The organism is Streptococcus parasanguinis (assembly GCF_001074805.1).
In the GTDB taxonomy this organism is placed as follows: Bacteria; Bacillota; Bacilli; order Lactobacillales; family Streptococcaceae; genus Streptococcus; species Streptococcus parasanguinis_A.
In genome coordinates, this window is record NZ_JUPI01000115.1 from 17,850 (window position 1) to 43,616 (window position 25,767).

Annotated in this window: 25 protein-coding genes; 5 read left to right on the plus strand and 20 right to left on the minus strand. The window is 37.7% G+C overall.

The window, feature by feature from the left end:
- The 13 genes from ADI76_RS07730 to ADI76_RS07795 form a co-directional block, all read right to left on the minus strand.
- Positions 1–1,659 (minus strand): glycosyltransferase family 4 protein, encoded by a 1,659-nt coding sequence (locus ADI76_RS07730; protein WP_049515563.1) that lies wholly within the window; start codon positions 1,657–1,659, stop codon positions 1–3.
- A gap of 17 nt (positions 1,660–1,676) precedes the next feature.
- The gene (locus ADI76_RS07735; protein WP_049515565.1) at positions 1,677–2,879 is read right to left on the minus strand and encodes an ABC transporter ATP-binding protein; all 1,203 of its coding nucleotides are present in this window, start codon (positions 2,877–2,879) and stop codon (positions 1,677–1,679) included.
- A complete protein-coding gene (locus tag ADI76_RS07740) occupies positions 2,879–3,685 on the minus strand; it encodes an ABC transporter permease (protein WP_003003247.1) in 807 nt (268 codons plus the stop codon). Before ADI76_RS07740 ends, ADI76_RS07735 begins: the two co-directional genes overlap by 1 nt.
- Positions 3,685–4,626, minus strand: a complete 942-nt coding sequence (locus ADI76_RS07745; protein ID WP_049515566.1) for a glycosyltransferase family 2 protein — start codon at positions 4,624–4,626, stop codon at positions 3,685–3,687. Before ADI76_RS07745 ends, ADI76_RS07740 begins: the two co-directional genes overlap by 1 nt.
- Positions 4,623–5,771: a beta 1-4 rhamnosyltransferase Cps2T gene (cps2T, locus tag ADI76_RS07750; protein WP_049515567.1), complete on the minus strand. Its 1,149-nt coding sequence runs from the start codon at positions 5,769–5,771 to the stop codon at positions 4,623–4,625. The genes ADI76_RS07745 and cps2T overlap by 4 nt, the downstream gene beginning before the upstream one ends.
- A gap of 107 nt (positions 5,772–5,878) precedes the next feature.
- Positions 5,879–6,730, minus strand: coding sequence for a dTDP-4-dehydrorhamnose reductase (rfbD, locus tag ADI76_RS07755; protein ID WP_049472001.1), 852 nt, complete (start codon positions 6,728–6,730; stop codon positions 5,879–5,881).
- Between the two features lie 65 nt (positions 6,731–6,795).
- Positions 6,796–7,722, minus strand: coding sequence for a glycosyltransferase family 2 protein (locus ADI76_RS07760; RefSeq protein ID WP_049515568.1), 927 nt, complete (start codon positions 7,720–7,722; stop codon positions 6,796–6,798).
- A gap of 80 nt (positions 7,723–7,802) precedes the next feature.
- Positions 7,803–9,926: a DUF7657 domain-containing protein gene (locus tag ADI76_RS07765; RefSeq protein WP_152905778.1), complete on the minus strand. Its 2,124-nt coding sequence runs from the start codon at positions 9,924–9,926 to the stop codon at positions 7,803–7,805.
- 74 nt (positions 9,927–10,000) lie between these two features.
- Positions 10,001–10,993, minus strand: a complete 993-nt coding sequence (locus ADI76_RS07775; protein ID WP_239683632.1) for a glycosyltransferase family 2 protein — start codon at positions 10,991–10,993, stop codon at positions 10,001–10,003.
- Positions 10,994–11,091: 98 nt separating this feature from the next.
- Positions 11,092–11,874, minus strand: coding sequence for a glycosyltransferase family 2 protein (locus tag ADI76_RS07780; protein WP_049515577.1), 783 nt, complete (start codon positions 11,872–11,874; stop codon positions 11,092–11,094).
- Positions 11,858–13,135, minus strand: a complete 1,278-nt coding sequence (locus ADI76_RS07785; RefSeq protein WP_065428413.1) for a lipopolysaccharide biosynthesis protein — start codon at positions 13,133–13,135, stop codon at positions 11,858–11,860. Before ADI76_RS07785 ends, ADI76_RS07780 begins: the two co-directional genes overlap by 17 nt.
- A complete protein-coding gene (locus ADI76_RS07790) occupies positions 13,125–13,460 on the minus strand; it encodes a DUF2304 domain-containing protein (protein ID WP_049515582.1) in 336 nt (111 codons plus the stop codon). The genes ADI76_RS07785 and ADI76_RS07790 overlap by 11 nt, the downstream gene beginning before the upstream one ends.
- A gap of 1 nt (position 13,461) precedes the next feature.
- Positions 13,462–14,172: a glycosyltransferase family 2 protein gene (locus tag ADI76_RS07795; RefSeq protein ID WP_049472007.1), complete on the minus strand. Its 711-nt coding sequence runs from the start codon at positions 14,170–14,172 to the stop codon at positions 13,462–13,464.
- Between the two features lie 127 nt (positions 14,173–14,299).
- Here ADI76_RS07795 and ADI76_RS07800 point away from each other — a divergent pair, with 127 nt between their 5' ends.
- Complete coding sequence (locus tag ADI76_RS07800) at positions 14,300–15,280, plus strand: Gfo/Idh/MocA family protein (RefSeq protein ID WP_049515602.1); 981 nt, start codon at positions 14,300–14,302, stop codon at positions 15,278–15,280.
- Complete coding sequence (locus tag ADI76_RS07805; RefSeq protein WP_049515584.1) at positions 15,277–16,362, plus strand: DEAD/DEAH box helicase; 1,086 nt, start codon at positions 15,277–15,279, stop codon at positions 16,360–16,362. Before ADI76_RS07800 ends, ADI76_RS07805 begins: the two co-directional genes overlap by 4 nt.
- Before the next feature lie 42 nt (positions 16,363–16,404).
- On the opposite strand, the gene ADI76_RS07810 is transcribed toward ADI76_RS07805, so the two are convergent.
- From ADI76_RS07810 to ADI76_RS07830, 5 genes are all read right to left on the minus strand, one after another.
- Positions 16,405–17,787, minus strand: a complete 1,383-nt coding sequence (locus ADI76_RS07810) for a polysaccharide deacetylase family protein (protein ID WP_049515587.1) — start codon at positions 17,785–17,787, stop codon at positions 16,405–16,407.
- Between the two features lie 110 nt (positions 17,788–17,897).
- Complete coding sequence (locus ADI76_RS07815) at positions 17,898–18,278, minus strand: VOC family protein (protein WP_003006623.1); 381 nt, start codon at positions 18,276–18,278, stop codon at positions 17,898–17,900.
- A 29-nt stretch (positions 18,279–18,307) separates the two neighbouring features.
- Positions 18,308–19,669 (minus strand): sensor histidine kinase, encoded by a 1,362-nt coding sequence (locus ADI76_RS07820; RefSeq protein ID WP_049515589.1) that lies wholly within the window; start codon positions 19,667–19,669, stop codon positions 18,308–18,310.
- Positions 19,653–20,333, minus strand: a complete 681-nt coding sequence (locus ADI76_RS07825; protein WP_021152983.1) for a response regulator transcription factor — start codon at positions 20,331–20,333, stop codon at positions 19,653–19,655. Before ADI76_RS07825 ends, ADI76_RS07820 begins: the two co-directional genes overlap by 17 nt.
- 135 nt (positions 20,334–20,468) lie before the next feature.
- Positions 20,469–20,996 (minus strand): hypothetical protein, encoded by a 528-nt coding sequence (locus ADI76_RS07830; protein ID WP_049515592.1) that lies wholly within the window; start codon positions 20,994–20,996, stop codon positions 20,469–20,471.
- 205 nt (positions 20,997–21,201) lie between these two features.
- Between ADI76_RS07830 and ADI76_RS07835 the strand changes: the two genes are divergently transcribed.
- Positions 21,202–21,735 carry a biotin transporter BioY gene (locus ADI76_RS07835; RefSeq protein WP_049515594.1) on the plus strand — a complete coding sequence of 178 codons (534 nt, stop codon included), beginning with the start codon at positions 21,202–21,204 and terminating at the stop codon, positions 21,733–21,735.
- Between the two features lie 141 nt (positions 21,736–21,876).
- Here ADI76_RS07835 and ADI76_RS07840 read toward each other — a convergent pair whose 3' ends face one another.
- Positions 21,877–22,599, minus strand: a complete 723-nt coding sequence (locus tag ADI76_RS07840; protein WP_049515597.1) for an ABC transporter permease — start codon at positions 22,597–22,599, stop codon at positions 21,877–21,879.
- 1 nt (position 22,600) lies between these two features.
- The gene (locus ADI76_RS07845; RefSeq protein ID WP_049515604.1) at positions 22,601–23,557 is read right to left on the minus strand and encodes an ABC transporter ATP-binding protein; all 957 of its coding nucleotides are present in this window, start codon (positions 23,555–23,557) and stop codon (positions 22,601–22,603) included.
- Between the two features lie 106 nt (positions 23,558–23,663).
- Between ADI76_RS07845 and ADI76_RS07850 the strand changes: the two genes are divergently transcribed.
- Together ADI76_RS07850 and ADI76_RS07855 are read left to right on the plus strand one after the other, a co-directional pair.
- Positions 23,664–24,374 carry a LytR/AlgR family response regulator transcription factor gene (locus ADI76_RS07850; protein ID WP_014713137.1) on the plus strand — a complete coding sequence of 237 codons (711 nt, stop codon included), beginning with the start codon at positions 23,664–23,666 and terminating at the stop codon, positions 24,372–24,374.
- Positions 24,374–25,651, plus strand: coding sequence for a sensor histidine kinase (locus ADI76_RS07855; protein ID WP_049515599.1), 1,278 nt, complete (start codon positions 24,374–24,376; stop codon positions 25,649–25,651). The genes ADI76_RS07850 and ADI76_RS07855 overlap by 1 nt, the downstream gene beginning before the upstream one ends.
- Positions 25,652–25,767 lie beyond the last annotated feature (116 nt).

Here is a 25,767-nt window from a genome sequence, read left to right on the forward strand (position 1 = left end):
TTATTTCCTTATTCTAAAGAATTTCAAGATCTTTGTTGGAATGGTCCAACGGCGAGAATGGATGACGGAATTGTATTCATGAGATAATTTTTTATGATTCTCATGTAAGTTGAATAGGTGTCTGCTAAATTCTTCGTCACTTTCTTTTTTATAGGAGAATTGAAATTGATTACCTGAACTATTCGAAAGATCAAAAAGAATATGTGGATGGGTATTAAAGAAAACCAAAACATCCTCGAAATCAATTCCGTTTGAAGTTACAAGAGGAATTTCTCTTTGATCCTCCAATGCAATCAATGACAATCTTTTATAGGAGCTAGGAAATTCTGAAAGTAATATTTTTAGACTCTTTTCCTTTTCAAGCTGGAAGATAATAGAGCCCTTATTTTCCATTCTCTCTTTTGTTATTTCATGGTAGGCTGAGTGGAGTCCATCGTTAGAAGCTGAAATCACCACCTGAGATTTACCAATCACTTCGAGATCACGATTATTGAATTTCATCCCCAAAAATCGAGCATACTTGGAAGATAGCTTTTGGTTACCAATTGGCGTTTCTACTTCAATGTTATCTTTAAAATCAGCATAGATTGTCTTAAGATTATATTTCTTTCGAGCGAGTTCTTGATCCAGTAATTGCTTTTCTTTATATGCATCAAAATGATCAATCACTGTAGCCATTTGTTGACTTAGCAAGTCCCTATCCCCTAGCGGATATAAATTTCCAGATTCTAAAAATTTACTCGAAGACAAATGACCTAAATTATCGGAAATGATTGCCGGAACTCCATTGAGGACTGATTCCACAAATACTAAAGAAAATGTTTCTAATTTAGCAGGCAAGACGAGGATATCTTTATCTGTCACCAAGGACCATGGATCCGAGTGAAAACCAACAAAAGTCACACGATCTAGATGATGCGTTTGAATATAGTCATCCATCAACTTTTTGTACTGCTCATCCCATCCTCCGATAAAAACCAGTTCGATATCTTTCCGATTTAAGTGATTATAGGCTGCAAGCAACTCAAGCTGATTTTTTCGTTCGTTAATCCCACCGATTGATACGAAACGAGAAATAGTAGAATTCTTAAGAGGACGCTCTTGAACTTCTGTATAGGGAATAAACGGAATCAATTTGTCAGTCGTAAAATAATTCGTTAGAGTCTGGTACAATTCCCCTTCGACTACAAAAATTTTATCAGATAAATCATCGATTAAAGGAATTAATTCCTTATAATAACCGAACTCGCCAAAAGGAAATTCATGAATAATATAAAAATGTCTGACCTTTTCACATGCAGCTGCAAAGGCCCCCTGAAACACATTGACTGTATTCGAAATAACCAGTTCAATCTGTTCGTTCTGAATGATTTCTCTTACTTCCTCAATATTCTTTTGTTGAGAAGCTTGGATTTCTAACTCTGAAATGTTCAGCGTCTTAGACTCAGGCCACCACCACTGATTGGTTTTTAACTGAAATAGTTTAATTCCAGTTGTATCCATATGACGGAGATAGTCTTTATCAATGTGTGGAGCATTATCCGGTATCACATTATAAACTTCGTGACCTTGCTGAACCAATAATTTCATTAGGTTCACAATCGATACTTCTGCTCCACTAAACATGGCTCCAACAGGAGATACAAATAAAATTTTCATAGCCTACACCAAAGAAATTATTCCCACTTACCTTGACGGATCAACAAACCAGTCGAAGAATCCAACTCCGAACGATTTGTTCGATCCACAACCCGATCAATTGAAAAGACTGGAGGGTTCGTTGTCGACAATATTGCTAAGTTTTCTTGATTTTCATCTCTTAAAAATGCTACTAGTCTTAACTTCACATGATTAAAGTACGGCAACTTACATTTATAAGTGATTTTTTTAGCACCGATACCGGATAATGGAATATCCATGGAATTATCGTTATACAGTCCATTTCCAGTAGAAATATCAACAAATGAAAAGGCTATGTGAGGATTAACAGACTCATCTAATAGATTAAATGAAAACTCAATCACCACCTCATCGTCAGGAGTTACTTTCTTAGGAGAAAGCAATCTAGCCGTGAAACCTTCAACTTCCGATGTGACTATACCCTCATCTTCATTTCCATTATGATGGGAGTTCGATTCCAAATTGTCAAAACTATATTGATCAGAAACGTCAAAGGGGTCACCAATTGCTTTCACCAAGCCATTTTCAATCAAAACAGCCTTGTTACAATATTTCTTGACGGCTCCCATATCATGGGTAACCAGAATCGTGGTTTTCCCTGATTTCTTGCGTTCTTGAAAGTAATCGTTACACTTGCGTTGGAAGGCTTCATCTCCTACTGCAAGGACCTCGTCCAAAATCAAGATATCGCCTTGGGCCTTAATGGCAACCGAAAAGGCCAAACGAACCTGCATGCCTGATGAGTAGTTCTTAAGCTTTTGGTTCATGAATTCATGCAACTCAGCAAAGTCTACGATATCATCATACATGGCATCAATTTCAGCTGTTGAAAAGCCAAGCATCGCACCGTTCATATAGACATTTTCTCGACCTGTCAGTTCTGGGTTAAAGCCTACTCCAAGCTCGATAAAGGACACCAGTTTCCCATCGATGGTGACGGTACCTTTTTCTGGCACATAGATTTCAGAAATAATTTTCAAGAGAGTCGATTTTCCAGAACCATTTCGACCGAGGATCCCGAAAAAATCACCTTTTTCTACTTCAAAAGAAATATCCTTAAGAACATGTTGTTCTTTGTATCCTTTGATTCCTTTGAAGCGATTGACCAGGGCAGTTCGAAGACTATTGGTTGCCTCTGTTGGCAACTTAAAGTACTTGCTGACATGGTCTACTTTTACTGCAATTTGTTTATCTGTCATTAGAGAATCTCCGCAAATTTCTTAGCATGTTTGTTAAAGTAAGCAAAGCCAGCGACAAAAATAAGAATTGGTAAAACATAAGGAATCAAAACCAAGAACTTATTTTCCACCAAAAGCCAGACAGGGGTGTTGGCCTTATCAATCAAGAAATAACGCATGTCTTGAATAATTTGGGCCAAAGGATTCATCATGACCAACTTAGCAGCCCATGGATTGCGGTCTGCAATAAAGGTAATCGGATAGATAATTGGCGTCGCATACAAGCCGGCTTGCAGGAGTACTTCCCATACTTGACCTAAGTCACGGAAACGAACAAAAAATGTCGCTAAAATCAATGCGCATCCTGTCGCCATCAAGAATAACTCAAAGAACAACGGAATGACCATCAAGGCTGTCCAAGAGAATGTCACCCCATTAAAGAATGAAAAAATCAAGACCACTACAAGGTTAATGACAAAGTTGATGGCTGCTCCTGAAATCGCAGACAAGACAATGATATGTTTGGAGAAGTTCAACTTCCGCAATAGGTCGCCTCGACTAACGATCGACACCATCCCCATGGATGTTGCCTCTGAGAAAAAGCCCCAGATTACATTGGCCAACAAGAGGGCAACTGGGAAATGGGGCACATCTCCACCCAAGCGTAAGAATCGGATGAAGACAATATACATGATCGTAAAGGTCATCAGGGGCTTTAAAATGGACCAAAGATAACCGATCGCTGATCCTTGGTAGCGTAATTTAAAGTCTGTTTTGATTAATTCTCGTAATAAAATTCGATTTTTCTGACTAAAAACGTCAAACATTATTTTTTACCTCGATATGCAAACTTTGTCAGAATCAAGCTGGTAAACACAAAGGTGTGAAAAGCCCGGTTCTTCCGATAACCATACTGACGAATCCGTCTCAGACGTTCTTTTAGTGGAACATCCATAATGGTGACAAAGTTTTCAATAATTTCTTTAGTTTGGAAACTGACAGGCAGATCCAATAGATTTTTTGCTTGTTCTTGACTAGACTCTATGAGATTCCAATACTTGGCAAACAGCACATGAGGTCGAATCCAATTTTTAACCCGTTTTCTGAGGGTTCGAGCACCCAGAACATTGCTACTGTGCTGACGGTACAATTCTGTTGGCTGATCAATATAGATGAGCTTCCCAAAGGCAGTTGCCAACAAGGCCAAATACCAATCATGCATAAGGAGCGCATGTTTTTCTTGACCTGTCCATAACTCCGCCAGAGAGTGGTTAATCATGGCCACTCCGCCAGTTACCGTATTTTCTGTCAGCTCTTGAATCAGTTCTGTATTGGCATGATCAGACTGTGTGCGAATCATACTCTCATGCTGCACGTTCAAGTTTTCATCGACCACTTTTAAATCTGTGTAGACCAGCAAAGGCTCTTCTTGAGGATGCTTCTCTGCTTCTGCTACCTGAAGAGCAATCTTGTCTGGTAACCAGACATCATCTTGGTCACTAAAACAATAAAAATCTGCTTCTTCATATTTCAAGAGGGCATGGAAGCTCTTGATGACACCGAGATTTTCGATAGCTCCCTGGTTGATAAAGCGAATGCGCTCATCCTGGGCAACCAACTCTTGAATAATCTTCACCGTACCATCTCTTGACCCATCATCTCGGATCAAGAGTTGCCAGTCTTGATAAGTCTGGTCTTGGATACTTTTAACCTGCTCTTTTAGATACTGTTCACCATTATAGGTGGACAACAAGATATTTACTTTCATGATAAGAATAATTCCTCGTACTCACCTACAATTTTTTCCCAGGTAAAGTTTTGCTTCATATTGGCCTTGGCACGTTGACCCCATTCAGATACATCTTCTAAAGAATCAACCTGATCAATCAAATGTGCCAAATTCCCAGTTTCTTTAGTCCAATATTGAGCCGTGTCCTTAGCGACCGTTTGGTTAAAGGAGATCCCTAAAACTAAATTCAGATCCGTCTGGGCAAGAGCCTCTAGGAGACCAGGATTGGTCCCGCCCACTTCATGACCATGGATATAGGCAAAGGCTTCTTTACGGATATACTTCAAAAGGTCTTGATCATAAACCGTTCCTACAAACTTAATACGAGGATCCTGATCAAATCCAGTCCGAGCTCGGAGCTCCTCAAAATAAGGATTGCCTTCATGGTTACAAATGATCACCAAATCCCGCTTGGTTGAAGAGGTCATAAATTCACGAATGGCGGTCTCATAATTATTTTCTGGGACAAAGCGGCCCAAAATTAGGTAATAGTTTTTCTCTTGTGTCTGCCACTTGTGATAGAATTCTCGGACCTTCCTATCCTGACTGTTTAGGCTGGTCGGAGATAAGTCCGTTCCATAGGCAATATAGGTCGTCTTAGACCAAGAGTAGGCTTCCTTGATATAGGACTCAATACCAGGGTTGTCTGAAATTACCAGGTCAGCATGGCGCGTCATGATCTTTTCAGAATACTTGAGATAGGCTTGGATCGGTTTAGCCCACTTGGCCCGCTTCCACTCCAGTCCATCTGGATTGATATAGAATCGACCACCCATCTTATGGATCTTACGCGCAAAAGGCGCCACAAAGGCTCCGATTGTATTGCCCAAGACATAAAAAATCGGCTGTTCAATTCCTTGTTTCTTAATAAGCTTCAAGGCGTAGTTGATGGCCATCATATCATAGGCAATGACACGCGCAGGCCCAAGCTTAGGGGCTTTAATGGTAAAACAATCGACACCCTTGTAGTCAAAATGTTGATAAGCTTGATCATTAGAAAGGCAGGCAACATGGTATTGGATATCTGAAGACACTTGATGCGAAACCAATTGGTCCACAAAAGTCTCAAAACCGCCATATTGAGCCGGAAGCCCACGACTTCCGATAATAAAAACATGTTGCATAGAGTTCCCTTTCAAATCATTCACAGTCTATTCAATTATACCATTTTCTAGGCTTTTTGCCTAATCCAAACAGAAAAGCGACCCTCCAGGGCCGCTTCTATTTGTTCTTATTTCACTTCTTGTTTATAAAATTCTTTCAAAGCATCTTGCCAAGTTGGAATGACGAACCCTGTAGCCTTAGCCTTAGCCAAGCTCATCGTTGAGTTGAGAGGGCGTTTTGCCTTAGCTGGGAATTGGCTAGAATCCACTGGTTTCACTTCAACATCCGTATCTTTGAGGATTTCAACTGCAAAGTCATACCAAGTTGTATCTTCTTTCGCATCGTTAGACAAGTGGTAATAACCATACTCCTTACGGTTTTCAGCCAAATAAGTCATGAACTCTGCAAGAGTACGTGTCCAGGTTGGACGACCATGTTGGTCATTAACGACTGTAAGTGTTTTGTGAGTCTTCGCAAGGTTTTGCATGGTGAAAACAAAGTTCTTACCGTAGTTCCCAAATACCCAAGCTGTACGGATGATATAGAAGTTAGATACATGCTTCTCAACCAATTCTTCCCCCATACGTTTGGTACGACCGTACTCTGTTTGAGGATCTGGTTGATCGTCTACTTCCCATTCTTGTCCCACTGGTTTTTTCCCATCAAAAACGTAGTCGGTTGAGATATAAACTAAGGTTGCACCGTGTTTTTCAGACGCTTTTGCTACATTTTCCGTACCCGTCACGTTGATGGCATAGTCCAACTCTTTACCTTCATCTTCCGCAGCATCAACAGCTGTATAGGCAGCACAGTGGTAGACCAAGGTTGGTTTTACTTCCGCAAATACCTCGTCTACTTTCTCTGAATTTGTGATGTCCATTTCAGCTACATCAACAGCTACATATTCTTCATTTCGTTCGTCTAACAAATGGCGAAGCTCCGTTCCAAGTTGACCATTTGCACCTGTAATTAAAATCATGTTACGTTCCTTTCAAATGCTTTATCCCTATCATTATAGCAAAAAAAGCAGAAGTTTTCTGCTTTTTACTTGCTTTTCTCTTTGATTACATAGATTGGACGTTTCTTAGTCTCCATGAAAATCTTACCGATATATTTCCCTAAAATCCCAATGGTCAATAATTGGAACCCTCCCAGGAAAAGAATCACTGTCATAAGGGATGGCCAACCTGAAGTAGGATCCCCAAAGACCAAGGTACGGATTACAATCAAAATCATCATGATAAAGGCCAAAATCCAAGATAACAGTCCACCAATAAAGGCAATGTTTAATGGGGCATCCGAGAAATTGACAATCCCTTCAATCGAGTACTTAAAGAGGGACCAAAAATTCCAAGATGTCTCTCCTGCCACGCGCTCAACATTTTTATATTCGAGGTATTCTGTATCAAATCCTACCCAAGCAAAAATTCCTTTTGAGAAACGATTGTACTCCGAGAGCTCAAGAATCGCATCGACCATAGGACGACGCATCAAACGAAAATCACGCGCCCCGTCAACCATTTCCACTTGACTAATATGATTGATCAATTTATAAAACATCCGTGCAAAGAAAGAGCGGATCGGTGGTTCCCCATCACGGGTTACGCGTCTCGTTCCGACACAGTCTAAATTCGGCTGTTCCTCCAACTTCTGCTTCATTTCGATCAATAACTCCGGAGGGTCCTGCAGATCTACATCCATGACGGTTACGTATTCACCACTAGCACGCTCAAGTCCAGCATATAGTGCAGCCTCTTTTCCGAAATTTCGAGAAAAAGAAAGGTAGTGCACATTTGAATCTGTAACACGTAGCTTTCGAAGAACGGATAGCGTACCATCTGAAGAGCCATCATTTATAAAAATATATTCAAACTTTTCTCCCATCTTCATCCGAACACGTTCCATTTCTCTATAAAACAATGGAATTGATTCTTCTTCGTTAAAACATGGGACTACAACTGATAGTGTCATCTCTTACTCCTTGACTTATTCACTTTCTATTGTAACAAAAAACTAGGGTTTCCCCTAGTTTTTTGTTATATACTATAAAATTAATACTTAACCGTATATATTTTAATTCCATTCACATCAGCTATCTGCTCAAAATTTATCATGCCATTAGAAAGATCTTCAAGATTCCGATCAGTCATAATATACTTAATTTTCAGTGTTTTCAATTCAGTGATTGGTAGTGAAACAGTATAAGAATCTGGGCTATTCAATTTAAATTTTGCTTCAGAATTTTCATCTATTAGATTAAAACTAATATGTGCATAACGATTGTATACTTTCGAATCATCATTTTCTTTATCAATTTTCTTCCATAATTTTATATTCGGATATGCATTTGTAGAATTTAAAACAGAAGCTCCTCCTAATAATGGTACATTATTGTATGGTAATGCAGGAAGTCCTCCTTCGACGATCCATAATCCTGGATCAGAACTATTTATAGATTTAATACGTTCTACTAAAGGACTTTTTGTTACTACATCACTTCCAACACGAACTGGGTTCGCAAGTACACCAGCTAGGAAACTAATGGAAATTCCCATAACTAAGATTCCATTTAAATTTCTACGAAATACAAAATACAGGATAGCAAACAATACAAAAATTGCAACTAAAGTAAATAATCTAAAGTAAGTCTGTTGATCAACTCCACCTATTGTTGTCAATAAGTACTCTCTAATCTCCCCTTTAGAAATAAAAACGATTCCTACTGATAACAGGATAGCAGTGATAAAAGAGCCAATCCTTGATAAACATCTTTTTGTTGAAATCGTTAGAAAACGAACTAATATTATTAAATTCAAAATTCCAAAGACACTCAGTAATCTTGCAGGGGTTGTAAAAGACAATAACGTAATTCTTGCAAAAATTTTGGGAATAGAAAATGAGATATATAACAAGAATAGGGCATCAATCATCATTAGCATACTTAACAATTTATCTTTTGTTTTAATAATTGCTAAAATTGCTAAAACCTGTGTGACTGGAAACAGATCATAAACTGAATCCATTGCACGCTCATCAATAATATCAGTTATAGGATAGAAAATCTGATAAACATAGTCAAATATCCATTTAAAGGCTCCACCTCCAAAAGAAACCCTATTACCTGGATAGACAGTATTCATTGTTGTTTGAACAGTAGGCCATGCCTTACTTAATACTATATATGAGGAAGTAATGATAAGGACTGTCATTAAAGTAAGCAGTGATAAATCAAGTTTATAATTGAAATTAAAAGTCTTGTAATTTTCAATGATAATATAAACTAATAATACAAAGAAAATATAAGCCAATGGTACTTGCCAGGCCGGATAGAAGGTAAGAATATATACACTTCCCGCCCATGACATAATTACTGTATAAATTAATTTTAGAAAAGGCCTATTTTCTTTCAAATATTTATCAAATAAGACAATAAAAATACTACCTGCCGCAATCATTTCGATCATGCCATACCACCATTGAACAACGGCACTAAATGTTATCATAAATGATAGAAACAATGATAACTTTCTATTATCATTCGTCACAACCCGGCCCATTTCAAACACAGACATGAATAGAAATAGTATTTTGAAGGTCCATAAAAATGAAAGGCCACGCTCAAAACCTAAAAATAGGAATCCTAAGTTCGCTGGTCTAAATAAGGTAGCAAAATCCCATGATGCTAAACCACTCAAAATAAAAGTATCTGTACCTCCACCCCTTATCAAAGATGAGTAATAAGCATAATGATTAAATGATTGAGATAATTGAAATGGAAGACTTACCGACCACTCATCCGATCGTAAAGTCCTACTTACACCAAGTAATATATGATCTTTATCAGTATTATTTAAAAAGATACCTAAAATTCCCATGGATGACCCATTAATTTTAAATAAAACAGCAATAAATAATACTACTAAAGCTAATATATACCTATATTTAAATAATAACTCTCTAATTTTTTTGGAAGAACTTATCAAAAAAACAACAGATAATAAAGCGACGAATAACATTAAAATCAACAAGATGTTTTCATATTTTGTTATCCAATGTATAATTTTAATAGACGCATCTGGGGCACCTATTTTTTTTACAGTAGTTAATAATAACCAAATTGAAATCAAAGAAGTAAATAAACCTGCGATTCCAATATTTCTAAATATTTTATTCAAGATAACCTCACTATAGATATAAATTAGATTCTACAATAGCCAAAGGAATGGTCATTTAATAGCAATAATAGATATCACTTTTTATTCTTAATATGACCTTTACAATATACTTTTGAAAACAATTTCATTAATTTAAGTCTATTCAACAAATCAGTAAATACAATGGCTACTTTCACGATTAATCTTTCACTTTTGATTTTTGGATTTAGACCTGAAATCTTACTTTGCATATCATGATTTATCACCCACTCATTTATTTTTTTATATTGTGATAAAAATTCATCACTACTCGAGTTTCTTCCGCCATCTAATAACCAATATAGTGTGAATTTTTTAATAAAGAATTTGATTAGATCTAGTTCGTAATAGTCTTTCGGAATAATTTTAGAAATTTCAGTCAATAGATCAATAATATTTACATCTGGGTTAAAACCTTTATTAAGTGTATTAGATGCACTATTTTCATTATAAAACCAAAAATAACCACAATAACTAATCGTATTTATATTTTTTGACTTTGAATACACTTTTAAACTAAATAATAAATCTTCACCCAAAGGAAATTCCGGAAAATGAAGATTGTTATCTTGTAAGAATTTTTTTCTATAGATGCGAGCACATGGTGAAATCGATCTATATTTCGACCATTTATCTTTACCCAATTGGATAGAAAATAGTTGTTTACCATCTTGGTTTACTCTCTGAAGGCCACCAATAACTGCATCATCTATCCCACTTGATATTTCATCATAAAACACCTGCAAGTAATCTGGGTTTATATAATCATCACTATCGATAAACATGATGAATTCACCTTTTGCAAGCTTGATACCTTCATTTCTAGTATAGGCTGCACCTTTATTTTCTCGACTCAAAGTTCTAATATTTGGAGAAAATTGTTGGTATTCATTCAATATTTTAAACGAATTATCCTTTGAACCATCATCAATTGCAATAATTTCAAATGATTTAAAACTTTGATTCAAAACGGAATCTATACATCTTTTGAGATATAATTCTGCATTATATACTGGAATAATGACACTAATCTTAGGCGCTTCTTTCACAATCTTATCCTTTATATATTTTAATAGAACCCATAGTTTTTCAAATAATTAAGATATTCATACTTTTATATTGTTATCAAACCTCGAGCACGCAAACTTTAACCATTCGTATCCTGACTCTTTTTATAAAAACGATTTAAACATTTCGCTAATCCGTTTGGCCAAAAGAGTTTAAACATCATGTAATCTTCCTTTGTTCGAGTATTGTCACTAATGGTATTACTCGTTTCAGAGTCTTCATGAATACGATGGCACATTAATTTTTTTGGAACATATACAAATCTGCCATCAAATTTAGCCAAATGGTACCAGGCAAGCCAATCTAGACTAACTCTCCATTCCTCATCAAATCTAAAGCCCTTAACCAATTCTAAATTATAAGTTACAGCAGGGCAACAAATTGGATTTCCAAAAGCAAGAATCCGATTTCTCCACCACCTAGTTTTAGGGAATAATGAGATTGTTTTTAACATTAATGATTTGATTTTTAGATTTGAAGTCGGTTTAATGACCTCTCCATTTTTTTCTTCAAAATAATCAGAATAAAGAATGATAGCATCTTGATGCTTCTTTATCCTCTCTTGAATTTCCATTAAATAGGTTGGCTCATAATAATCATCTTGATGGGCTATTGTAGCATATTGGGTAGTAACAAAAGATAAAGCATTATTCCAATCTTTTCCAATCCCGCCACCTACAGTTGTATTAAACGGAATGGCATATTTTTGGCAAATACTTTCGATAAATACACTTGGAGTAGAAGTATACAAAATGATATTACTTTTTACGGTTTGGCTTAATAACGAGTTTATACAATCCTCTAAAAAAGGACTATCCCCATAAGCACAGATTACAAATGTATGATCATTCCACTGATTCATATTTTTGAATCTCCTTCCTTCTCATAATAACAAAGACAATCCAACTAGCAATGGTGTAAAACAACATAACAATAACAAAACTAAGCCCTGCTCCAAACAAGCCAAACTCCCTCATCGCCAGAGGCGTAAGAATATTCGTCAATAACGCCATTGCGACATAAACATAGAGTAGATAGACTTGCTTCCTCAATATAATTAAAAAATCACCAATTACAGAAGCTATAGAATATAAAAAGCCGGAAAGCACTAAAATAGTAAGTAATAAACTGTAATTTGATAAATCAATACCACTTATAATATTTAAAATAGGAATTCCTATCAAATAGGCTAGTATTGATACTACCAGTCCCAAAATCATAAGTAATAATAAAATCTTACGAATCATAGCATTAAATGTATGAAATCTTTTTTCTGACCATTGTTTTGCCAAATCGGTTATTAACGGTCTCAGTGCTAATACAAATAAACTCATAAAGAAAACAGGCATGAATAGAATACTGAAATCCCTTTGAGCACCTTCACGTAGTACGCCCTCTACTAGCAATTTATCAATCACTTGTTTTGGATAATTCAAAACATATACCAATAAAAAGCCGTTGACAAACAATGGAAGGCAAGTTTTCATGATACTAATTGATCGCTTAAATGTAGCAGATGAAATCTGATTAAAAGGTATCGTTCTAATTTGTTTGGATTGGACGTAATCACCCCCATAAACAAAAAGAACATTAAAAAAACATAAACAAATTAAAGAAAAAATTAAAGAATTTGAAAGTAACAAACTAATTAGGAGAATGATTGTGCTTAAACTATAACGAAGCACCATTAATTTCCCTGCAATATCTAAACGTTCATGTTGTTGAAATAATCCTTGGAATAAATCAGAAAAAGCATCACATGAACGATAAATAACTGTTAGGATGATAATTAAAAATAAATCCCCTTTTCCAACATTATTTCCACTAAAAAATAAATACGGAAATAGTGAAACTAACATTAAACAAACTGTAATAACCCTAGTTAGCCAATATTCCAAATACGAGTACGTTTCTTTCAAATCAGTCGCCTGATAATTTCTAACTTGAAAAATACCAATGACAACCCATAGGTTTCCAATTGCATAAGCCAAACTAAAATTATCAGCATCACTTGCTGAAGTATAACGAGAGACAATTATCAAATACAATATAGAAACTGCAGCTGCTGCTATATTCCCTGCAAAATTCCAAAAATAAATACTCCTATTTACTTTATTGTTCATTTTCATTCTCACTTCTTAGTAAAGCTATAGTTTGTGACAATCTCTTAATCTGAACGGATTGCTTTGATACAGTACGAGTTAATGAAAAAATTAAAAATATTAATAAAAATGTACTTAATAAAAAAATAAAGTTACTTAGCGTCTGAATACCGAGAAATGAAGATATTGCTCCAATCAAATTAGGAAACCAAATGACTGGCAACGATAGCAAACAAAGAATGAGCCAAGAAATGACATTTCTCAGTTCAACGACTTTCTTTGCAACTAGGCGTAGAATATAAACGATAAAAATAATTACAATAAGGGTTAACCAAATATTTAGCATGTTATTTCTTATATCCTCCACCAATTCTAGCCAATAGCATTGCCATTGTCACCTTGATCATATAGTAAACAGACTTACTGAATGTAATCGATGATTCTCCGTGTTCTCGCTCGTTCATCAAGACCGGTACTTCTGCAACGGAATAGCCTGAGGTTAAGAGGGACACAATCGTTTCTGGTTCTGGATAATCACTTGGATATTGTTTAGCAAATTCTTCAATCACTTTTCGATCAGCCACTCGCAATCCTGATGTAGGATCTGTTACCTTTTGACCGGTTAAAATCTTAATTAATTTTTCAAAAAATGAAATTCCAATCCGTCGCGCGAAGGAGGATTGGAAACCTTGATTTTCAATGAAACGAGAGCCAATCACCATGTTCACATTCTTCTCTTGAAGGACTTGAAGCATCTTTCTGATAAATTCAGGATTATGCTGACCATCTCCATCCACTTGAACAGCATATTGATAGCCATTTTTAACTGCATATTGATAACCAGTCTGGACAGCACCACCAATTCCTAAATTAATCGGTAAATCGATAACATTAAAGTTGTTATTGCGACAAATTTCAAGTGTATGATCTGTAGAACAATCATTGATAATGACATAATCAAATTCAGGTGTATGTTCTTCAATCATCTTGATTGTTTTTTCAATATTTCCACTCTCATTATAAGCAGGAATAATGATCAATAATTCTGAATTTCTCAATCCTATTGTTTTCCCTTCTAAGCATATCACTTCATTATACAATAATCAGTGCATATTTTCTACTTTATACTGTCCCCTCCCCCTTTTCATGGTATAATAGAGTGAATCGATGACGGAAGGACACCTTATGTTAAAGCTGGGAATTATTGGTACGAGTTGGATTTCACATGAATTTATTACAGCCGCTCATCAGACGGGCCACTATCACTTGCAGGCTGTGTATTCGAGAAAGATGAAGACAGCTCAAGAGTTTTGTGAGCCTTATGGAGCGATCTCTTGCTACACGGATTTCATCGACTTTTTAGACAGTGAGCTGGATGTGGTCTACATTGCCAGCCCCAATTCTCTTCATTTCGCTCAGGCCAAGCTTGCTATTTTAGCAAAGAAGCATGTCATCATTGAAAAACCGGCTGTGACCAAGCCTTCTGAATGGAAGGAACTGGTCAAGCTTGCTAATGAGCACCAGGTCTATCTCTTTGAAGCTGCCAGAAATTACCAAGAAGCAGCCTTTCAAGTAGTTAAAAACTTCCTCTCTAACCAGGAAATACTGGGCGCCAACTTCACCTTTGCCAAATATTCTTCTAAATTGCCGGCCCTTCTTGCAGGTGAGATGCCCAATATTTTCTCAGATATCTATGCAGGCGGAGCCTTGATGGATCTGGGAGTCTACTGCCTCTACTTGGCGATTGGCTTCTTTGGAAAACCGATCTCCAGTCACTATTGCGCTCAGCAATTACCCAATTCGGTTGATCTCTATGGTCAGGGTGTTTTGATCTATCCAGAGTTTCAGGTTGCCATTCAGGCGGGGAAAAATATCACCAGCCATCTACCTGCTGAAATCTATACTAAGACTGGAACACTAACTCTAAATGCTGTAGCAGCCATCAACCAGGCTCGCTTCGTCAGCTATTCTGGAGAGGTCATCGACCTTCCGAGCCAGCCCTGCCCACACCAAATGCAAGAAGAGGCGGAAGCCTTTTCCCATGCCATGGCTGGTCATAAGGAGGCTGCTTATCTCGAATGGTTACAAACGGCTACGCAGGTCCATGAAACCCTCTACCAGATGCGTCAAAGCGCTGGAATACAATTTAAGGATGAAAAAGAATGAAAGAACAATTTCCACAAATCTGGAAAGATCAGCTAGAAACACTCGGATTTGATACATTCACTGAAATTCAAGAGCAAATCTTCACCCCTATCTATGAAGGAGAAAATGTCCTCGGGATCAGTCCTACCGGTACTGGTAAGACTCTCGCCTACCTCTTTCCGAGCTTGCTCAAACTCAAACCGAAGAAGGCCCAACAACTCTTGATTTTGGCTCCTAATACAGAATTAGCTGGACAAATTTTTGATGTCACCAAGCAATGGGCAGAGCCTCTTGGGCTCCAGACCCAACTCTTCCTATCAGGATCCAGTCAAAAACGGCAAATCGAACGACTCAAAAAAGGACCCGAAATCCTGGTTGGGACGCCTGGTCGAATCTTTGAACTGATCAAGCTGAAAAAGATCAAAATGATGAATGTGGAAACCATCATTTTAGATGAATTTGACCAATTACTGAGTGATTCTCAGTACCACTTCGTCGACAAGATCAGCCACTATGCTCCCCGTGACCACCAATATATCTATATGAGCGCGACAGCCAAGGTCGATCCAGATCAGCTAGAGGAAAATACTCTTCGCGTTACGGTTGATGGAGTTTCTTTGGACAATATCCAACATTTTTATATGCAAGTGGATAAGCGGGACAAGGTCGAATTGCTCCGTAAACTCGCCTACGTCGAAGATTTTCGTGGTCTGGCTTTTTTCAACAGCCTGTCTGATCTGGGGAGTGCTGAAGAAAAACTACAATACCGTGGTGTTGAGGCCGTGTCGCTCGCCAGTGATGTCAATGTCAAATACCGCAAGGTCATTCTGGAACGCTTCAAAGACCATCAGCTAACCCTTTTGTTGGCCACCGATTTGGTCGCTCGTGGAATCGATATTGAACATCTTGAGTGTGTGATTAACTACGATATTCCCCGTGATATGGAGACCTATACCCACCGCGCTGGTAGAACAGGACGAATGGGGCGGGATGGCTATGTGATTACCTTTATCACTCACCCAGAAGAACTCAAATCCTTAAAAAAATACACTTCTGTACGTGAACTGGTTTTAAAAAATTCAGAACTCTATTTAAATGAATAAGAAAATCCTCTGCTAGTGTATGAACTGCAGAGGATTTTTATGTTAATTTCCATTGTAATAAATGCGATGACTTTCAAGTTGGTAATCCAACAATTCATCCACCGTTACAAAGGTATAGCCTTGTGATTTGAGGTAGTCAAGGACGGTCGGTAGAGCATCAATCGTGGTTTGATGGATATCATGCATGAGGATAATCGAACCCGGTTTGACTTCTTTTTTCACTTCATTGAGAATAGCCGTCGTATTATGAGTTTTCCAATCCAGGCTATCCACATCCCACATGATGAAGGACTGGTCTACACTGTATTGGATGGCGTTATTGATGGCTCCATACGGAGGACGCGTGATCTTAGTTTGAACGCCTGTCGCTTTTTGAATAGCTTCTTGGGTATCCAAGATCTCTTTTTTTGCATTATCCAAGCTCAATTTTGGCAATTGAGGGTGATCCCAGGTATGGTTCCCGATTTGATGACCTTCTTTGCGGACTTGCTTAGCAATATCAGGATTCGCACTGACATTTTTTCCGACCATAAAGAAGGTAGCTTTAGCATTGTATTTCTTCAAGATAGCCAGTGCCTGAGGGGTCGTCGTTGGATCTGGTCCATCATCAAAGGTCAGGGCAATCATCTTACGATGGCGTTCTTCAATATAGGATTGGTAAGAAGCTAAATCATCAGGAAGCAAGCGCTCTGTATCAATCACGTCATAGAATTTAGATAAGGGAACAGTAAAGGTATCATCTCCCTTGACCTTGCTTGGAAACGGGATGGTGAAATTCCCTTTTTCATATTGGAATTCCCATTGGCTCAAGTCCAACTCTGAGAAGTGGGCAACCATTTGATCAATGCTTTCCTCATCTAGCTGACGAAAGGCTAGATTCCCTCGTAGTTCCTCCAAAAAGATCTGTTTGGCTCCATCTGGATCCGCAAAAACCTGGCTCAGGGTCAAAGGATTGTCCTCATCATCCAAGTAAAAGAGAGGCAACTTCACCGTCTCATCTTTGATGAATTTTCCTTTTTTGTACTGGTATTCAGCCCGTTTAATTTGGATAGGATGATAACCAACAAAAGGTGCTTCTGCTTCTTCACTATGGTAGAAGGTCAGATGCTTAGGCTCTTTGGTTTTCTCATCGGTTCCTAGACGCTGAAGGTCTTCTTGGATCTTCTCTTTAATAATCTCAACAGGCTGTCCATCCTTAGTAGGATAAAAAGCAGTCACATAAGAAGTTCCTAAAATTCCTTCCTGAACCTGGGCATCTTTTCCTTTTTCAGAGCTTTTCTCTAGTTGGGTAACCTTAGCAAACTGATCTTGATAGGCTTTTTGCTCACGAAGCCTTTGAATCTTTTGATACCCGATATACAAAAGACTCAGAAAAAGGAGATTTATAATGATTAATAAAATAGTTTTCGTGTGTTTGAATCTCATAACTTTATTATAGCAAATTTCTCTCGAAAAAACATTCCTTTTTTGTAAATGGTTTCATAAAAAAGAGGCCGACTGTCGTCGCCGACAACGGCCCTAATTTTTAATCACTCTTATTTTTCGCGAATGACTTCTACCTTATAACCATCTGGATCTACAACAAAATAGTAATTCGGCTGTGTTCCTGGAAGACCTTTTGGTTCCGTCACTTCATAGCCTTTAGCCTTGTGTTCGGCATTCAAACCTTCTAGATCAGGAGTACTCAATGCGACGTGAGCATAGCCGTCTCCGATCACATATGGACCATGATCATAATTGTAAGTCAATTCCAACTCATAGTCATCTCCAGGCAAGGCCAAATAGACAATCGTGAACTTGTAGTCTGGGAAATCTTTCCGACGTTTTTCTTCAAAACCAAAAGCATCTTGGTAAAAAGCGATTGATTTTTCTAAGTTTTCCACACGAAGGCAAGTGTGCAACATTTTTGAACTCATAGGTATTCCTCTTTTCTATTTTTAAAAAATTATGAACGATTTTTTTTACGACTTTCCGTCTTAATGGATAATTTCACTTCAAAGATGGTCCCTTTGGGTTTATTATCTTTGACTTGAATGGTCCCTTTGAAGGCTTCTACAATCTGCTTAGCGAGGGATAACCCCAAACCAAATCCACCTTTTTGACGGGTTCTGGCCTTGTCGACGCGGTAAAAACGATCAAAGATCCGTTTCTTATCCTCATCTCGAATCCCTGGACCATTATCCAGCACCCTCAAAAGTAGATTTTTGTCCTTCAATTGAACTTCAAACTGGATCTCGCCATCTTCATCGGTATATTTCAAGGCATTATCATAGAGAATGGTCATCAATTGCTTGAGGAGCGTTCTATCAGAACAAATGACTTTGTCCACCTGATTGTCTCCTCGGAAGATTTTGTCATTTTCTTCCGCAATGATCTCAAAATTCGAGAAGGTCTGATCGAAAAAGCTTGGTTCGATGTCTTCCATCTCTGGCTTCAAGCCATCATCTCTTCGGGCGATATTGAGAAGGTTGGTAGTCAAGAGCTTCATATTTCGAACTTCATCCAAGCTGGATGCAATATTCTCACTCGATTCCATAATGGTCGCTTCAGGCTTTCTAAAAAGCGTTTCGAGGCGATTTTGCAGAACTGCTAAAGGCGTCCTCAACTCATGGGAAGCATTTTCCACGAAAGCCTTTTGCTTTTGCATACTCTCAAGAAGGGGCTTGACGCTGAGACGTGCTAAGAAGAGACTAGCGAATAAAGAGATTCCCCAGAAGCAGATCATGACAAGGGCGATTTGGCTTTCGTGCTCTTCACTGGTCTGCTCTAACTGACTGATATTGGTCATGACAACCGCATACTTGATATCACTATCACTTTCATCATCAGATAAACTCAACTCTGCCATATAGGCCCGGTAACTTTCTTTTTTCCCATAGCTATTTGTAATTTGAAGCTGGGAAACCTTGTTGAGGAGCTTTCGACCAAACGTCACCGTTTTGAAGTTTAAAAAACCATTACCGGTTGTCAAGTTTTCATATTTTTTATTGAGCAAAACAACAGTGGTATTGGATGTGACATCCCCTTTAGGTTCTGATTTATCATGATCTGGGATCATCATCTCATGATCATTATCATCTCCTTTGGTATTTGACTGTCGCTGGTCTCGATAAGCAATCGCTACAAGTGAGTAGGGATCCTGACTGAGAGTCTTGAGGTTTTCATCGACCGTTGTATAGAGACTCGAGCGCATGACCTGGATGATTATCAGGGTCATGGCTGAGAATATCAAAGTAAAGAGCCCAAAATATCGGATGAAATAGGAAAAATCATCTTCCCCGACGGTTTTCTTAATTCTGGTTAGCATCTTTTAAGATATACCCCACACTGCGCAATGTTTGCAAGTTCTCAACGAAATCAGTACCTTTTAATTTCTTACGGATTTTTGAAACATAGACTTCAACCACTGAGATGGTTGTGTCACTATCAAAGCCCCAGAGACGATCGAAGATCTGGGTCTTTGGAAGGATGACATTTTGGTTTTGAAGGAAATAGACCAAAAGATCAAATTCCTTCCCAAGAAGTTCCACTTCTTTCCCATCCACATAAGTCGAATTGGTAGATAAATTGACCTTCAAATTGCCATAATTGAGGGTGTTTTCATTGACCTTTCCTGAGCGCTTCAAAAGGGCTTGAATCCGCATCTTAAGCTCTTCTAGGTAGAAAGGCTTGGTCAGGTAATCGTCTGCCCCTAGTTCAAAGCCGTGCCCTTTGTCATCCAGACTTTCTTTGGCTGTCATGATCAAAACAGGGGTTGTCACGCCTTTTTCACGCAATTCTTTCAAGACATGGAAACCGTCTTTTTCAGGAAGCATCAGGTCCAGCAAAATCAAATCATAGATCCCGCTTTCTGCTTCGTAAAGACCTTCTTCTCCGTCAAAGACCTGCATGACATCCGCAAAATCATCTAAAAAATCAAATACTGAATTTGACAAACCAAGGTCATCTTCGACCAATAGAATTTTAATCATCGTCGTATCCTCTTCTCTTTCGTGAGTGAGTCTTTCTAATCTATTCTTAACCATTATAACACGACTTGCCTTCATTTCCTATAGTTTAGAATCTGGTTTTATGATCAAATTCAGCCTGCCTGAGGAAGGCTAATTCTATGAGTTTGTCGTGTTTTCTTTGTTACTTTGACTGTCACTCGTCTTGTTTTTATTTTTTGAATTCTTCTTATTGGACTTGTTAGAGGACCCCTGGTTCCCTTCTTGTCCGCCAGATTGGTTCATGCCATTATCTGGACCATTCCCTTGTGGGCCACCATTGCCTTCTTGTGGCATTTGACCCGGACCGCCACCTTGGCCTTGGCCACCACCTTGTGGGCCACCGCCTTGAGGACCGCCATCCTGTGGGCCACCAGTTTGCTGGTTTCCTTGTGAAGCATGGCCATTTTGACTATTTTGTTGCTGATTGGATCCTTGGTTCTGACCCGTTTGGACCGGTTGAGAAAATTGTTGATTATTGGAAGATTGTGAGGCGATGACACCGACACCAAAGCCACTTCCAGCACCGACCAACAATCCACCAACGGCTGCCATGCCAATCCACCACTTAGGACTTCGTTTGAGGACAACCATTTTTTCTTTGGATTCTTGCGTTTCGACTACTTGTTTTGTTTCTTTTTGATTCATCTTTTTACCTTTTATCTTTTTGTACAAGTACTTGTCTTTTAAAATTTAAAGGGAGCTCGATCCTTTAGTAAGGCGATTATACTTTAGGAGTCTTAAGCCTGCCTAAATTTTTACTTAAAAAATCCTAAAACAAGCGTGGGCTATTGACAGGTTGAGCTCCTTATTGTAGAATAGTTACCATAAAATAAATCAGAGGTTAACTGTTATGAAGAAAATCTTTCCTTTAGTGCTCATCTCCATTGGAGTGGCCATGATCTCCGTCCTATCTCAATTCACCATTCCATTTGGTCCGATTCCTTTGACCCTACAAACGCTCATGATCGGGATCATCGGGACCATCTATAAACCCAGCCATGCCTTTGTCACAGTCTGCCTTTACCTACTTCTAGGCTTCTTAGGTTTTCCAGTATTTGCCGGCGGTGCTGGTGGCGCTTCACATTTCCTTGGTCCTACTGCTGGTTTCCTCCTCTTCTTCCCATTCCGAGCATGGATCACGTCTCTATTTACCAATGCTAAATCCAGCATTTTCACTATCTTTTTGGCCAATCTCCTCAGTAGTGCTCTCCTCTTTGTGTCAGGAGCTATCGGCTTTATGCTGGTCACGCATACCGATCTCCAAAAAGCATTTACTTTGGTCGTTGCTCCCTTTATCCTTGCCGACCTCATCAAACTGATCATCATCACAATCACCAGCAAAGCTATTTTTGCCAGCCTCAAACACCACTGGTATTTCAAATAAGATACAAAGGGTACGAATATACTAAAATAAGCAACATCTGAACACAGCTGTTGCTTTTTGTTGTAGGAATATCTCTTCAATTGAACTCCTTTTAAATGGATGACTGTTTCGTAGAAGAACCTTCTATCTACCCTCCTTCCTTTATTTTTCCTTATAAAGAACTCTCAAGATCAGTAACTGTGTTAGCAAAATCCAAATAATCAGAATAGTGAAGTCAAACAATGAGATGCTGTCATGGCCATAGACGCAAGCTCGTAGGAGGTTGACAGAAGGGACAAAAGGAAGAACATGGTAGAGATGGTTTATCCAATCTGGAAGACGACTTGCTGGGTACATAATTGGCGAAAACATCAAACCGATCATAAGAATCAACTGAGACATCAGCGTGACAATATTGGGAGAAAAAGTATACGCAATGGCAAATCCAAGACTGATCATTGTAAGACAGATAAGAAATAGAATGAAAACAGCCAGAATAGATACATTTAAGCGGACAGAAAAACGAAAATAGCCAAGTATAACAGAAATGAATACTCCAGGTAAAATAGCAATCATCCACATCCAAAGATCTGCTAAGGAAATAAGAATTCGAGGTATTGGAAGGGCTCGTACATAGTCTACATGTCCTTCTGACTTCGCATTTGCTATAACAGGTGAGGAGATAGTACAGCCAATAGAAATAATTCCTATCAGAACTGAACCAGAAGAGAGATAGTAGGCAGCTGTCGTATCAATCTCACCTATCACTAGTGGATAACCAAAAAGAAGTGAAATGGATAACAGAACCTGAGCTAGCGTAAAGAGTAAAAATAAATCTTTTTGACGAAGATAGTTCCAACGAAGTAAGTAAAAAAATTGAGTCATATCAGTTTGTCAACTCCTCTCTATAAAGATCTGAAATGGATATGTTTTTCTGAGTAAGTGACAGATTTAAAATATTCTTTCTATCCAATTCCTGTGTGATTTTTGGTAGCAGTCTCGTTAACTCCTTCTCTTCTATTTCAATCTGGCAGATCGAACCATTGATAATGGTGTAATCTTGAAATAGAGCTAAGCTATCTTTATTCCTAAACTCAAAAGATATTTGATACTGTTTTTGATAGGTTATTTGCTGAACTGGTCCTGATTTGATTAACTTCCCATGGTTAAATAAGGCATAGTTGTCAGCATATTTTTCAACTTCTAAGAGATTATGCGTCACGATAATAATGGTATGACCTTTATGCGCTAGCTTCTGTAATAATTGCCATTGTTTTTCACGACGTATTGGATCAACATCGTTCGTCGGCTCATCAAGAAGAATGATGGTCGGAGATCCGATTAAAGCCATTGCAAAAGAGGTCAGACGCTTTAAACCACCTGAAAGGTCCTTTCCTTGTTTTGCCCGGTACTCCTTAATTTCCAAATCGGTTAAGAGCTGATCCATTTCTTTTTGCAAATCCAAGGTGTTTAACCCTCTCATTCTTCCAAGCATTTCTATGTTTTGTTCCACCGTCAATTTCTCAAGTGGTGCATACTGTTGCGACATATAGCTCATCATTGAGCGAGCTTGTTTACGATTCTGTACAAAAGAAATGTCTCCATAGCATACATCTCCTTTATCGGGTTTGGTAAAACCAATCATTTGATTTAAGAGGGTGGACTTACCAGCACCATTATGTCCTAAAAAGGCTGTAATTTTAGCAGCTTCTATTTCTAAGGAAATATGGTTATTAGCAAAATGTTGCTTATCGAATGATTTTGTCAAATCTTTAATAGTCAGTGTCGCAAATGTCTTCATCTTATCACTCAAAACTGAGAAGATTGTCCCAGCTTCCTTCATTTTTGATAAGATTATTGTATAATAAACATATGACTTTCCATGGTTTACGTCATGATTTACCATTTAAGTGTCATAATTAGCCAACTCAATTTGATAAGGGGGACTTATGTTAAACGTCGTTATTTGTGATGACTCAACTAGAGATGCTAGTCAGTTAGAACAGTATTTACTTTCTTACGACAAGGTTCCTGTAGAAACAAAACTATATACAAATCCACAAAAAATGCTAGAACAGTTAACAAGGGATACACATTGTGTTTTTTTGGATATTGATATGCCACAAATTACTGGAATTGACCTTGCACGTGAAATTCGTCAGTTCAATCCTTTTATCCCCATTATTTTTGTGACCAGCTATCGAGATTACATGGAACAAGTATTTGAAGTACAGACTTTTGATTACTTAGTAAAACCCATTGAACCCCAAAGGTTAAATAAGGTAGTAGATAGGATCTTGCGTTATTTAGATCTAGGACAAACCATCTTTAACTTCTCATTTGGAAAACAAAGTTACTCTATTCCTTTAAGTGACATTACCTATTTTGAAAAAGATAAGCGTTCCGTTTTTATTTACACACTAGCAGATACCTATAAGTCCTTACTGAAAACTCAAGAAATTTTAGATAAACTACCTGATTATTTTATTCAAATTCATGCTTCTTATATTGTAAATCCCAAATATATAAAAGATTTTGATGCGAAAACAGTAACTATTTTGCTAAATGGAACCGAGGAGCATTCACTTCCAATTAGTCGTAAGTTCCAGTCTTCTTTTAAAGAAAAATACTATAACTATCTCAGTGAAAGGAATTTCTAATGCTAATAGGATTGCGGATCATTAGTATCTTGTTTGACTTATTTCTGGCAAGTGTTTTATTTTATAGGCCAATATCCAAAAGTAAACATTCAAAAGAGACACTTTTAGCCCTTTGTTGTTGCTTGCTTTTTCATGTAGCTCTTGTGTTTATATTTTTAGAAAGTCGCGTTTTTTTAGTCAGCAATCTCCTTCTTAGTATTTTAGAATCCTCTCTTGTAGGACTCTATTTTGGCTACTCCTTTCGTGATTCTTCCTTTTGGATATTCTTACAAACAAGCCTGACATTATTAGCCGGAGCTGTCCTCAATCAAGCTATCCAACTATTTCTTCCACTGTCAAAAGTATCGAAAAATTTAGGAATGATTAGTGGTTACCTTGCCATCAGTTTTCTTTTTTCAACTGTGATCACTCTTGTTCTTCGACAGCTATTTCGAACACATCAAAAGTTAAGCATGGCAACATCTAGAAGAAATTGGCTTTATCAATTTATCGTGCCGATTTTATCGATTATTTTTGCCTTTACTGTATCTGCTATTCAAGGGCAAGTATTTGGACCAGATTATCTTTCTGTCATTTCACTCTTGTCTCTTATTGTATTGTCGTTTTCCTCGCTGTATTTTACCTTGCATCTTTCTCAACAACAGCACGCTTATTATCAAAATAAATTGGATAAAGAACAACTTCAATTCCAATTAAGAGAAACACAACAGTCTCAAGAAGAATACCAACGATTGCAAAGTCTTCGGCATGACTTAAAAAATAAACATTTAACCCTCTTGGCACTTCTAGAAGAAAATCCTGATGAGGCTAGAGAGTATCTTCAATCATTAACCGATAGTATTTCAGGAAAACAAACCTTTTACTCCAAAAATCCAACGGTTAATTATTTACTGAATCAAAAACTGCACGATGTGGAAGATGAAATTGCATTAGAAATTGACTGCTTTATACCACAAGAACTATCTATTCAGCCAGATGTGCTAGCTGTTATTCTAGGAAATTGTTTAGATAATAGTATTTCAGCCTGTCTTCGATTGACTGATAAATCAGAGAGAACATTGTCACTAAATATACGTTATTTTCAACAAAATCTATTTATTTCGATCAACAATACCTTTAATGAACAGGAACAAGAGACTCGTAAAACACGTCAAAGAGATGGTTGGGGCTTGCGAAACGTTGATGCCCTAGTACAAGAATACCAAGGAACTATCAAGCGATTCAAAGAAAATAGCCACTATCGAACGGAGATTCTCTTACCAAGTCCAATAAACTAATGATCCTTCTTCTTTGATATCCAATACTGATGATTCATTGAAAAACAAAAGATGAGGCTGGGACAAAAGTCCTAGCCTCTCAATTATTTTTGGATTGTCAAGCAAGACGCAGTGGT